Origin of the sequence: Bacillus alkalicellulosilyticus (genome assembly GCF_002019795.1) — a bacterium.
GTDB classification, from domain to species: domain Bacteria; phylum Bacillota; class Bacilli; order Bacillales; family Bacillaceae_F; genus Bacillus_AO; species Bacillus_AO alkalicellulosilyticum.
Map to the genome: position 1 here is coordinate 1,124,979 of NZ_KV917381.1, position 12,806 is coordinate 1,137,784.

At 37.2% G+C, this 12,806-nt stretch carries 13 protein-coding genes; 10 read left to right on the forward strand and 3 right to left on the reverse strand.

Translation table 11 applies throughout. The features are described 5' to 3' along the window. Window positions 1-190 precede the first annotated feature (190 nt). The 10 genes from BK585_RS05730 (at window position 191) to BK585_RS05770 (ending at window position 9,564) form a co-directional block, all read left to right on the forward strand. Window positions 191-3,889 (forward strand): alpha-amylase family glycosyl hydrolase, encoded by a 3,699-nt coding sequence (locus BK585_RS05730; protein ID WP_078552528.1) that lies wholly within the window; start codon window positions 191-193, stop codon window positions 3,887-3,889. A 157-nt stretch (window positions 3,890-4,046) separates the two neighbouring features. Continuing rightward, complete coding sequence (locus BK585_RS05735; protein ID WP_078552529.1) at window positions 4,047-4,610, forward strand: class D sortase; 564 nt, start codon at window positions 4,047-4,049, stop codon at window positions 4,608-4,610. Window positions 4,611-4,678: 68 nt separating this feature from the next. Then, window positions 4,679-4,819 (forward strand): lmo0937 family membrane protein, encoded by a 141-nt coding sequence (locus BK585_RS23665; protein ID WP_139367501.1) that lies wholly within the window; start codon window positions 4,679-4,681, stop codon window positions 4,817-4,819. A 160-nt stretch (window positions 4,820-4,979) separates the two neighbouring features. Next, window positions 4,980-5,219: a DUF3892 domain-containing protein gene (locus tag BK585_RS05740; protein WP_078552530.1), complete on the forward strand. Its 240-nt coding sequence runs from the start codon at window positions 4,980-4,982 to the stop codon at window positions 5,217-5,219. Between the two features lie 16 nt (window positions 5,220-5,235). Next, window positions 5,236-5,448: a hypothetical protein gene (locus tag BK585_RS05745; protein WP_078552531.1), complete on the forward strand. Its 213-nt coding sequence runs from the start codon at window positions 5,236-5,238 to the stop codon at window positions 5,446-5,448. 83 nt (window positions 5,449-5,531) lie between these two features. Beyond that, window positions 5,532-6,560, forward strand: coding sequence for a potassium channel family protein (locus BK585_RS05750; RefSeq protein WP_078552532.1), 1,029 nt, complete (start codon window positions 5,532-5,534; stop codon window positions 6,558-6,560). Window positions 6,561-6,672: 112 nt separating this feature from the next. Next, window positions 6,673-7,224: a sigma-70 family RNA polymerase sigma factor gene (locus tag BK585_RS05755; RefSeq protein ID WP_078552533.1), complete on the forward strand. Its 552-nt coding sequence runs from the start codon at window positions 6,673-6,675 to the stop codon at window positions 7,222-7,224. Next, window positions 7,217-7,642 (forward strand): helix-turn-helix transcriptional regulator, encoded by a 426-nt coding sequence (locus BK585_RS05760; protein WP_078552534.1) that lies wholly within the window; start codon window positions 7,217-7,219, stop codon window positions 7,640-7,642. The genes BK585_RS05755 and BK585_RS05760 overlap by 8 nt, the downstream gene beginning before the upstream one ends. Next, window positions 7,639-8,979 (forward strand): FtsW/RodA/SpoVE family cell cycle protein, encoded by a 1,341-nt coding sequence (locus BK585_RS05765; protein WP_078552535.1) that lies wholly within the window; start codon window positions 7,639-7,641, stop codon window positions 8,977-8,979. Before BK585_RS05760 ends, BK585_RS05765 begins: the two co-directional genes overlap by 4 nt. A 12-nt stretch (window positions 8,980-8,991) precedes the next feature. Continuing rightward, window positions 8,992-9,564: a VanZ family protein gene (locus BK585_RS05770; protein ID WP_078552536.1), complete on the forward strand. Its 573-nt coding sequence runs from the start codon at window positions 8,992-8,994 to the stop codon at window positions 9,562-9,564. A 227-nt stretch (window positions 9,565-9,791) separates the two neighbouring features. On the opposite strand, the gene BK585_RS05775 is transcribed toward BK585_RS05770, so the two are convergent. Genes BK585_RS05775 through BK585_RS05785 form a run of 3 tightly spaced genes read right to left on the reverse strand, consistent with a single transcriptional unit; the run spans window position 9,792 to window position 12,642 of the window. Next, complete coding sequence (locus BK585_RS05775; protein WP_245805789.1) at window positions 9,792-11,135, reverse strand: cytochrome P450; 1,344 nt, start codon at window positions 11,133-11,135, stop codon at window positions 9,792-9,794. A 33-nt stretch (window positions 11,136-11,168) separates the two neighbouring features. Then, window positions 11,169-12,158 (reverse strand): alpha/beta fold hydrolase, encoded by a 990-nt coding sequence (locus BK585_RS05780; RefSeq protein ID WP_078552538.1) that lies wholly within the window; start codon window positions 12,156-12,158, stop codon window positions 11,169-11,171. Next, window positions 12,151-12,642: a hypothetical protein gene (locus BK585_RS05785; protein ID WP_078552539.1), complete on the reverse strand. Its 492-nt coding sequence runs from the start codon at window positions 12,640-12,642 to the stop codon at window positions 12,151-12,153. The genes BK585_RS05780 and BK585_RS05785 overlap by 8 nt, the downstream gene beginning before the upstream one ends. Window positions 12,643-12,806 lie beyond the last annotated feature (164 nt).

The window sequence follows — 12,806 nt, forward strand, 5'->3', positions numbered from 1 at the left end:
GATAACTTACTTGCTAGTCTTCAAGAATTGTGATAGATTATTGATAGGTAATGAAAACGCTTGCACTACAAAATGGAAAATACTACTGATAACCAATCAGGTATTTTTTTACTAATTTTGTGCAATCGTTTGCGCAACAAAAACCTATAACACGTTGTGTCAAAGGAAAGAATAAGAGAGGGGTAGCTTTATGTACAGTAAAAAGAAATGGTATTCTTTGGCGTTAGCTTTGCTTATGTTGTTTAGTGTTTTTTCACCAGCATTTGTGGTAGCTCAAAACCAAACGAGTACTGCAAGTCCTGTGGTTTCAGAAGATGGAACTGTTGTATTTACTTATGAAAATGATTCTGCTGACCGAGTTAGAGTAGCAGGAGGATTTACGAGTTGGCAAGAAAATGCATTAGAAATGACAAAACGAGATGGAATTTGGTCGAAATCAATTACACTTACACCAGATGTATATCAATATAAATTTATTGTAGGTGAAAATGATTGGATTGTTGACCCATTAAATAGTGAACAAGTGAGTGGAAATAGTAAACTTGTTGTACCAGGTTTAAAACTAGATTCCATTCCTTCTAGCTTACAAACCGGTACAAGTCGTCAATTAACGGCGGAACTTGTAAACCAAAATGGAGATATTGTAAGCGCTTCCGATGTAGCTTGGTCATTAGTTGATGCTCCAAGTGGAGTATCGATTGACGGAACGACACTTCGAATTTCAGAAAGTGTTCCAGGAAATGCAACATTCAAAGTTAAGGCAACAAAAGATAACTATGAAACGACTAGAACGATTACTACTGTTGGGGTTATGTATGAGTACACGATTAACTTCCACCGTTCAAGTGGTGATTTCGAAAACTGGGATATGTGGATTTATAACAGCGGATATGCAGATGCGGGGTACGCATTTAGTTCTGTATCTGGAGGAGATTATACATTTGCAAAAGGTACACATTCATTCCCTGAAAATGATATCACTCTAATCCCAAGAAAAAAAGACTGGAGTGCTCAAGCAGAGGAATTCACGGTGCGAATTCCTAATGGACAAACAAGTACAGAAGTTTGGCTAGTACAAGGAATTACTGAAGTTTTTACAAGTGAAGCCGCTGCTTTACATGCGATTCGTGTTAGGGAAGGCTCTGTACAACCACATATCCGTTTTACATATGACAGACCAGACGCAAATTATGAAGACTGGGATGTTTGGGTATGGGGAACTGGAGCTCAAGATAATAACCATGATTTTACCCGTTTTGATGATGGAAAAGCGATTGCTGAAATTAATATAGGTTCTTTAGCTGAAAGAGTCGGATTCATTGTTCGTAAAACGGGTTGGACTGAGCGTGAACCAGGTGGAGACCGGTTTATTACAATCAATAAGAGTGACCCTATTACAAAGGTATATGTGACTAGTGGAGAAACGGCATTCTTTACAGTTCCTGCTGTTAAGAAGCCAGAAATTAATGATGGAAATGCAACATTCCAATTCCGTGATCCTCAACTTTACCTAACCGACGAAATGTCCAAAATTGAAAAAGTAGAATTGAGCCTTACACCTAAAAATAGTGAAATGGTTACTATTAGTAGTGTAGTAGGCCGATATGAAATGACGAACGAGCCTCAAAACGAGCGTTTTGTATATACGTATAACAATTTACCTCCAGGAGAATATGAGTATTCATTCTTTGTGACCATTGATGGTGTAACAACAGAAGTGTCAGACCCATATCATTCAGTGGATGGAACATCTGTTATTTCTTACTTTAACCTAGCAATTGATGTTACTGGAGAAGTTGCTCCAGCAGAGGTAGATTATAACCAAAATGCTGTTCTTTCTTTAGATATCGTAAATGAGGAAGAAGCTGAAATTCGTGAAATCTATGTTGATTTAAGCGAAGTAGGTGGACCAGAAAAAGTAACAATTGATCCTGAGATTCAAGAAATTACAATTGCTGTTGACCACAATACAACAGCAGGCGTAAAGACATTACCAATTACAGTGGTAGATGTATATGGGAATGATCATTACGGTGAAGCGGAAGTAACTGTGAAAGCTCGTCATTCAATTGGTGATGCTGACTTTGACTGGGATGAGGCAAGAATTTATTTCTTATTAACGGATCGTTTCTTTGATGGAGACTCATCTAATAATGATCCATATGGTATTGGCTATAATGAAGAGGACGCAGGTGCTTATAAAGGCGGAGACTTTAAAGGAATTACGGCAAAGCTTGATTATTTACACGACTTAGGGGTTAATACGATTTGGATTAATCCAATTGTTGAAAACATCTTATATGATGTTCGTCATAACGATAGCCCTCATATTACTCCATACTATGGATACCACGGCTATTGGGCTAGTAATTTTGAAGAGTTAAATCCTCATTTTGGAACAATGGAAGATTTCCATGAGTTAATTGATGAGGCACATGAACGTGGCATGAAATTAATGATTGATGTTGTATTAAACCATACGGGCTATGGATTAAAAGAAGCAGACGCTCGCTTAGACGGAACCATTCCTCACTTCCCGACAAATGAGGACCGTGAACGTTTTGCTGGAATGCTTCGGGATGGTGGAAGTGACACTGTACGTGGGGAATTAGCTGGATTGCCAGACTTCATTACAGAGGATCCAGAAGTTCGTGAACAAATCGTTCAATGGCAAGTGGATTGGATTGAAAAATCAAGAACACCAAACGGAAATACAATTGATTACTTCCGTGTTGACACAGTAAAACATGTGGAAGATGCAACATGGATGGCTTTTAAAAACGAACAAACGAAGGTAATGCCTGAATTCAAAATGATTGGTGAGTCATGGGGAGCTTATTATCAAGATGACCATGGGTACCTTAACAGTGGGATGATGGATTCATTACTAGACTTTGAATTTAAAAACTATGCGATTAACTTTGCAAACGGTCAAATTGATAGTGTAGAACATACGTTACAAGCAAGAAACCAATCGATTTCCAATGGTGCGACACTAGGACAATTTTTAGGAAGTCATGATGAAATTGGTTTCCTAGACCAAAGCAGAATCAATGGGGATGAAGGGAAATTAAAGCTAGGAGCAGCTCTTCAAATCACGTCTAAAGGACAACCAGTTATTTATTATGGTGAAGAATTAGGCTATTCTGGTGAAGCCAATTATCCTCATTACACAAATCGATATGTTATTGATTGGGATGAAGTAGAAGATAATGACATTCATGAGCATTATACGAAACTTTTAAATGCAAGAGCAGAGTATTCACAAGTATTCTCAAAGGGAACAAGAACTAGATTAGCAGGTTCTGATGCAGAAGGGTTCACTGTTTTTGAAAGAGAGTTTGAAGGTGAATCTGTCGTTGTAGCTATTAACGTGACAGAATCAGATAACGAAGCAACGTTTGCAGTTCCTTTTACAGCAGGAAGTGAAATTACCGACATTTACGGAAATCATACGTATACCGTAAATCAAGATCAAACGGTTACGGTAACCATTCCTAATCGCGATGCGGGTGGTACTGTCATTCTTGCAGCAGGAATTGTACCTGATCCAGTTGATGGAGAACTACCAACTGAGCCAGGCACAGAACAACCTGGAGTTGAACAGCCAGGAGCAGAAGAACCAGGTATTGAGCAACCAGGAGCTGAACAGCCAGTGACTGAACAGCCAGGTACTTCTAAACCAGGCGTTGAACAACCAAAAGAAAAAGGTAAAGACAAAGAAGTAAGAACGGACAAAAAAGTAAAAACAGACAAAGAAAAGAAAGGAGATAAACTCCCAAGCACAGCAACAAATATGTATAACATGCTTGTAATAGGTACCTTACTAGTTTTAGTAGGTGGGGGAATTGTCTTCTACGTAAGAAAAAGAAAGATGAACATAGAATAGTTTGATTGTAGTTGAGGGTGGGATAAAAGTTGTGTTAACTTTTGTCTCACCCTCTTCATTCAACATTAGGTTGATTATAAGATTGAACAATCTATTAATCTGAATGTATTTATGGTAAAGTAAAATAGAACTAAATCATAAATTGTAGGTGAGACGAATGAAAATTGTAGCGCGACTTTTTATATTATGTGGTTTAGGTTTTGTGATTTATGCAGGGTATGAGCTTTATATGACGCATATGAAACAACAAGAATCGATAGCAGAAGCCGTTAAAATTACAGAAGACGGAAATGGCATTAATTCGGCAGAGGACATGAATATTAAAGATGGGGATGTCATTGGTGTTTTATATATCCCTCGCTTCGATAAAGATCTTGCAATAATATCAGGGACGAATGAAGAAGAATTAAGCCGAGGAGTTGGCCACTTTACTTCAACAGTTTTACCTGGTCAGAACGACCAAATTCTATTATCAGGTCATCGTGACACTGTGTTTCGAGGTTTCGGTGAATTACAAAATGGTGATGAATTTATCGTGAAAATGCCATATGGTGAGTTTACGTATGTGATGTACGATTCAGAAATTGTAGATGCTGATGACCGTACGGTAATTCGCTCAATGGCACCGGATGAAGTTCTTACTTTATCAACGTGTTACCCGTTTGACTTTATTGGTTCAGCTCCAGACCGCTACATTATTTATGCAAAACCAAAGGAATAAAGTTTTAAGTACAGGCATATCGGGTAATTGGTATACAAGGACAAACCCTAAAGAAAGAGGAGATGTCAATGTGGACCATTATTGTGTTAATAATCATTTTGTGGTTACTCGGCTTCTCGTTTGAGATTGCAGGGAACCTTATCCACTTATTGCTTGTACTTGCTTTGATCGCTCTCATTTATAACCTCATTATGAGAGCAAAAAAATGAAACGTATAAAAAAACAAGCCATCGGCCAAAAGCTGGTGGTTTGTTTTTTATATTGATTCGGGGCGTGCCAGGCACGACCCAAATTTAACGGAAAGAATTGTATATTTTAGAAGAAGTGACGAACAATACTAGTATCTTTTTATTTAAAGGAGGAGTCTTCATGAATACAGGAAATAACGAAGAAACGTTTGTAGCTGTTCGAAAAAACAACGAGGGTGACATCGTTGAATTGAAAACATCAACAGGAAGAGTGATGGACTACAAACAGGCACAACAAGAAGTGCAAAATGGTATTATTTCCGGGGCTAATGTGTTTACAGGTCGTGATGGAGAACCTCATTTGCGAAGCAATGCGGATGGAAATCCGGATAATAACTTAGATAACCTACCACAATTTTAGAATGAGGGTGGATAATGTGACGAAAAAACAAGTAAGTAAAGATAAGACAACATTAACGGATACACCAAAGGATGAAGAAATTACGATTCGTTCTGATGTCAGTTCGTATGACCCATTTCGTACCACTCCTTATAATGCTGGAGATTCAGTGAATGAACATAAGGAACAAGAAGAAGCCAACCAATTTATCGCTAATGAAGAAATTAAACAACAAATGGAAAACAATTAAAAAAGGGAGGTTGATGGCCTTCTGAGCAATGAGAGTAGTCTTGCTACATCATTGCTTTTTTAAACATATTCGGGGTGATTCAATTGCTATTTATTTTTGACATAATGAAAATGGCAGTGAAAATAAAAAATCTCACTCTTATCCTAGTGACAACCATTTTTATCGTGGTGAGTTCATATATTGTATGTTACCTTGAACCTCAAACGTTTGAAACCCTTTTTATTGGATTTTGGTATGTAATGACAACAATAACGACAACGGGCTATGGAGATTATGTGCCAGCAACTGTGGCAGGGAAACTATATGCTCTCTTATTATATATGTTTGGTATAACATTGCTTGGGATAGTCGTAGGAAAAATGGTTGAAGGGGTTGGGTTATATCGAAAGTTAAAGGAGGAAGGGAGATTGAGATTTAAAGGGAAAAATCACTACATTTTGATTGGATGGACGCATAAGGCCAAAAAAACGGTGGAAGAAATTCGTCTAGCCAAAACAAATGCAGCTATCGTTCTCATAGATAATACTCCAAAAGCTCCTCTTGAAATGGACGGGCTGTTCTTCATACAGGGTGACCCAACGGAACGTGACATACTTGAAAAGGCAAACATTCGCGAGGCGGATGCCGTTTTAATTTTTGCGCCTGACGCCATTTATGATCCCATTTCTGTCGATGGTCGTTCTCTTTTAATTACATCTACCATTGAAAGTTTAGCGACAGAATATGGTATCGATATTTATACAATTGTAGAAATCGTAAGAGAGAAACATATTTCAAATTTTAAACATGCCAATGTGGATGAGTTTGTTTTATCAAATGAAGCGTTCTCTGATTTAATGGCAAAGTCAGCTATTCATAAAGGATCGACAAGTGTGTTTATGCAGTTACTCAGCCGAGAGTACGGAGATAATGTGTGGGAGCTTGAGAAAAGTTCGCGGTGGACTACGTATCGTGATGCCTTTAGTCAACTCCAAGAAATTGGTGCAAATCTATTATCGGACGGTAAAGATTTTGGCATTATTCGTAAATTAGATGAACAAATTCCTGAAGAGGCTAAACTTTATATTATTTGCGATGAGTCAACTTATAATAAAATTAAAATGGAATATTAAAGATACTTAGCATAATGCTGGGTATTTTTTTTGTTTTCTTTCGTTTATGATTAATTTTATTAAAACCAAAAAAAGAGTAGCTTCGTCTAATAGATAAGAGTGAGGTGAAGAAATGGAAGAGGTACAGCAAGCGATGTTCATGACAACCGATGACCGAGATGCCCTGTTACAAGAGTTGATGGAATCATACGGTGATGACATTTTAAGACTCGTATATTCCTACATAAAGGACAGGAGCTTAGCGGAAGATTTAACACAAGAAATTTTTATAAAATGCTTTACCCATCTTCAAGGCTTTCAACAACAATCCTCCATTAAAACCTGGCTATATCGAATTGCAAGTAACCATTGTAAAGATTATTTACGGAGCTGGCATTATCGGAAAATGGTCTTAAGTGAAAAGGTTGGGAGCGTACTAACAACCAAGGATAAAGAAGTGGAAGATGAAGTTGTAGGAAGAAGTGAAGAGAAGCAACTTGCCGAAGCGTTATTGACATTACCTGTTCGTTACAGGGAAGTCCTGTATTTTCACTATTTTGAAGAGTGGTCTGTAACAGAAATAAGTAAGCTCCTAGAAGGAAACCCGAATACAGTGAAAACGAGATTAAAGCGTGGTCGCGAACTTTTAAAACTTGAACTTGAAAGGCGGGGTATCCATGGATGAACAAATAAGACGATTAAAACAAGCGATGAATCAAACGGTTTTTAAAGAGTTAACTTTTTCAGATAAACATAAACAGGCGGTTCAAAACCAAATTAGTAAGATGGATGGAAATCAAGAACAAAGCACAATTCAAACGGACATTTTAAAAATCGTAACTGAACCTCAAAGCGGATTTCAGATTTTTACTGTGCTAGAAAAACGCCATATCTTCCAATTTGAAAATAAAGAAGGAGAGCTCTATACGTTATTGCATTCGATGGAAAAAGACGGTCTGATTTGTTCAAACTGGATTGAAGATACAATCATGCGTAAGGAGTATAAAATTAGTTCTAAAGGAAGAACTGTTTTACAGGAACTAGAAAAGAAAGAGTCATCACCATCTTTTGTTCCCCGTACGGTAGGAGGAGAAACGCAATGAATACGATTCAAAAATACATTGAAGAAGTTTGTCGTCACATTAAATCAAAGGAAGCGAGAAAAGTTGTTTCCCTTGAGTTAGAGCACCATCTGGCGGAAAAAAAGTCTGCCCTACAAGAGAAAGGAATAACTGGAGATGAAGCCGATGCAGTTGCGGTGGAACAGATGGGAAATCCAATTACCGTTGGCAAAGAGTTTCACAAACTCCATAAACCAATCATTGACTGGGGATTATTAAGCTTATTAGTCATTCTTTTAGGAGTTAGTTTACTTCCTAAATTCGTGTTCGAACAAATGTACACAGGAAGTTTCTTAAAAACTTTGATTTTTAGTTTAGTAGGTCTAGGGATAAGTTTGCTTATAATGTTTTTTAACTACCGGTGGTTAGCTAATAAAGGACTGATACTCTATGGAATTGCAATTGCTTTATTATTTTGGTCAGCTCAATTTGGTGTGATTCATAAGGGGAGACCGATGCTTTCCATATTTAACTTCAAAACTGATTATTTTATTTTAGTATTGATATTAGGCATTGCTTGGGCAAGTATCCTTAGTACATATGCAAAACCAATTGATACATCTTGGAAACTGCAAATCCTAGTACTTGTTGCTATATTTATTCCAGTGGTCATGTTTAGTTCTAATACGTATCCTTTTTATGGAGCATTATATTTCATTTTGACCTTAATATTACTTTGGAATTCTCCGCTCGAAAAAAAGGTAAAAAGAAGATTTATGGGTACTCAAGCAATAGTGGCTATCTCTGTTACAATCGTATCATTGTTAGCCTTCATACAAGCGATAAAATATACTGATTACACGTTGTTAAAGCCTCACCATCTTGAAAGAATAAATGGATTTTTGTTTGCTGAACAGTACAAGGATGGTGCTGGGTACCAAAACTTCATAATTAAAGATTTACTAGGTAATTCGAGCTGGTTTGGAACCGGAGAGCAACCAGAACAGCTATCAAAACTTCCTGAAATACATACGGATTTTGTATTAACATCTTTAATTCACTCAATAGGGTGGTTTGGTGCATCTATTATTATTCTTATCTTTATTGTTGCTATGATAAGAATAGGAACCGTGTTTATGAAAACAGCAGAACCTTTCGGAAGGCTTATTGTCATCGGAGGATTAACGATCTTTTCTTTATGTACGTTATGGAGTCTAGGTATGAACATCGGAGTTCTTCCTATTACTAATGTTTCTTTTCCTTTCTTAAGCTATGGAGGGATGAACCAAATGATTTACTCCGTAATATTTGGTCTGATCTTAAGCGTTTATCGCCGGAGATTTTTAGTTGCGCCAACAGTGGTGAGTAAAAAAATTTAGGTAGGTGGGTAAGTGATAGTTTTTTTCGGGACATTGATTCTACTCATTTTTATTGCCTTTGATTTCATTCGTATGAGGACCAACGATTTAGTGAGAAGATGTATCTTTTACAGTTTTCTTTTCTATCTCATCTTTGTCCTTCACTATACGGTTGGGTCGCATCTTTCACTGCCACTTAATAACGAATTTTTTAATTGGAACTATGCGTTTCAACTGATTCCCTTTTATTTTGTATATGATTTATATTTGCTTTATAACCATATAGATTCTTGGTTTTTCTGGAACGCGGTTAAACTTTCTTTTCTGAACGTATTGCTATTGTTACCATTTGGCGTGTATCTAGCTTTGTTGTTCAATATTAAAACTGTAAAAAAAGCAGCGTTTATCTTATTTTTAGGAAGTCTAACTATCGAAAGCTATCAGCTTCTCTTTGGGTATATTGGATTGATTTCCGGAAGAACGTTTAATGTCGATGATTTAATTTTAAATACTATTGGGGGAGTGGTAGGATTTATTGCAATGATACACACACTGAAGTTTTATAAGAAATATAGTAAAGAGGTGGCGGTTTCGCTCAGTGCTTAGAGGGTATGACAAAAGGTTAAACGAGGGCACTGTAAAAGTTAAAAAACGAACTTTTTTCAGTGCCCTTAATTATGGTTGCAATGGCTCCACACGTTGCCCGCCAGCTACGAGAAACCCACTCGTAGTTGGCTTTAAAAAAATGCAACGGTTACGCACATTGCTTCTAGGGCACTGTAAAAGTTAAAAACCGAACTTTTTCAGTGCCCTAGAAAAAAAACAACCTATTGTCATACCCTTCTTTTTTCCATTAACAGCTCTATGCGAGGTTTGGGTCTTAATGTGATTAATGGTTGTGGCTTTACGATAGGATGGTGTTCTGGCATTTTAAATGAATATCTATGAGATATTGTGGCTAGAACTAGGACAGCTTCCATCATTGCAAAATGATTACCGATACATACTCTTGGTCCTCCACCAAAAGGAAAGTAGGCGAAGGTAGGTAGTGATTTGATAAAGGCATGTTCAAAACGTTCTGGAATAAACTCATTTGGATTTTCAAAAAAACTAGATTTTCGATGCATGACATACGGGCTAATCAGGACCATATCTCCTTTTTTGAACGGGTGGTCACCTATCGTAACAGCTGTATCGGCTTTTCTGCCAATAACATAAGCAGGAGGATACAATCTCATCGTTTCCGATATGATGTTTTGAGTATATGGTAAACTCTGAAAATGAGAGGGTGTAAGATGTCCTTGACCTATCACCGTATCGAGTTCTTGGTGTAATTTCTCTTGGATATCAGGGTGCTTGGAAAGAAGATAAAATGCCCAAGAGAGAGCGTTGGCAGTTGTTTCGTGTCCTGCTAGAAAAATAGTCATCATTTCATTTCTGAGTTGAATATCACTCATTCCTGTTCCTTTTTCTTCATCTCGTGCTTCCATTAATATCCCTAATACGTCCTTATGCTTCACTGACTCTTTTCTTCTCTTTTCTATAAGGTGATAAAGAACTTGATCAAGTTCTTTAATAGCTTGCTTAAATCGACGGTTGTTTTTTGTTGGAATGAGTAAAGGTAATGGCAGAAGAGAACGCATTCTACGAATTCCTAGTTTCATAACGGCCTCCATCGGTTCTCCTATGACCGCATTGCCTTCATCAAAAGGAAGACTGAACATCGTTTTGCTTATAATTCCTAACGTGATATTCATCATATCATTGGTAAGGTTACGTTCTTCAATGTCCTTCCAGTTAGAAATATAATTTGAAGTTGTCGCTATCATATCTTGAGCATAGTGGGTAATATGACTTTTTCTATAAGAAGGTTGAATCAATCTTCTTTGTTGCAAATGGAAGTCCTTTTCACTAGTAAGAAGGCCTTCTCCTATTAATGGCTTTAATGCTTTTAAGTCTTGAGATTTTACAAATAATTCTTGTTTCGTAACGAGTACTTCTTTAATCAAATCAGGGTTTGATACTAAGTAGACGCGTTGAAATGGTCCAAAACGAAATGGAGCAATGTCACCATGTTGTTCTTCCATAGCGCTTAAAAAGGCTAGTGGGTTCGATTGAAATGAATGTAAATGTCCTGATAGTCTTTTTTTTGTGATAGTGAATAGCGGCTGATTCAAGAGTAATTCCTCCATATGACTTAAGATTATCTATTAAGAGCGCTCATGTAACCATTCCTCTAAGAAGGAAGGAAGAAATCCTTTTACAGCAAGAGTTGCGTGCCCGCCTTTTACTCGTTTGTACGTTTTATCTTTGCTAGATACTTTTTCTAAAAAAGAAACGATAAGGGGCTCAGGCACAAGTTCGTCTTCAGTTGTAGATACGACAAGAAGGTTTGAGTGTATATTTGATAACTCAACTTGTTGACCATCTATGACCAATTCATTTTTGATGAGTTTATTTTGAATAATTAGTTCATGGAGAAGTTGTTTACACGCCGCGCCGGAAAACGGAATATGGTCTTTGGACCACGCGTTAAAACGACTCCATTTTTCCACAAACTCCTTGTCGTTAGAACGTTCATGCAGAGTAATGTATGGTGTAATTGAAATCGGGGTGGTTAATGCTCTCATCACAAGGTGGACTATGTTCGCCGGAATCACACCATACCTATCTAGCAGTGAACTGATTGTGCTCTCACTCGTTTGTAAAAACTCTTTCCACTTATCCAAAGAAGAAAAATGACTAAAATCTAATGGAGGCGCAAATAGGATAAGATTTTTAATAGATTCTTTGGCTATAGCAGCATAAATAACAGACAATGTCCCCCCTAAACAATAACCAACAACGGAAACATCCTGACATTTTGCGTGGTGTAACGTACGCCTGACAGCCTTTTGAATGTGCTTTGTAATATAATCATCTACTGTCACATCATCATCTTCGTAACCTGGAATTCCAAAATCGAGTAAATAGACGTCGTACCCCTTAGCCATAAACGCCTGTATCATACTACTTTCAGGTGTTAAATCTAATAAATATGGTTTACTAACTAACGAATACACTAGAAATAACGGGGTTTTGTACTTTTTCATCTTTGCAGGATAGTACCACAATGTTGACTTGTTTTTATTCCAAATTGCAGTTCTGGGTGTTTGTCCGATTGTTTCTAGGTCTAGTGCACGGTCTTGTTGTTTAGTCATCGTTTTTTTCTCGTTTGACGAGCTTAGTTTTTATTGGGCGGAATGCTTCTGGATCAAGGATGGCCTGCATTTTAAGCAGTTTCTGGATTGTTGCTAAGTCGTGGTCGGTCTCTTTATAATCAGTTGCTGCTTGTAACCGATCTTTCATACCCCCGATAATGTTATCTACTGTATCAATTGAACGTGGGCTGCCTGTTAACAGCTTTTCGTCGATATCGTCGACTTTCTCTTCGATTTGTTTTATAAGTTTTGAAAGGTTTCTTATATCTTTTTTTGATGGTACGTTGAGTTGGGTAGCTATCACTTCACTGTATTCTTGTAAATCACCTAGTTTTTTCGAGTGATGATCTAGTGCTTGTTTTACAAATTGAATAACATCATCATCGTTAAGAATAGATTGAACAAGGTTTCTAAGGTGCTCTTCAGATTTTCCTCCTATCTTTTTTAACACTTTATAAATAGATAATTCTTCTTGATTAGACATCGAGTATTCCTCACTTTCTTACACTTTTTGTATAGGATTGATAGTCATTCATGAGCTAGTTCGGTTCATTATATTCATGATAGAAGTAGGGGTGAGCAAAATAGTGGGAAAGCCCGTTTTGTTAAGGGGAGTCTTTAAGAAATGATGATTTTCAGGTAAAATGA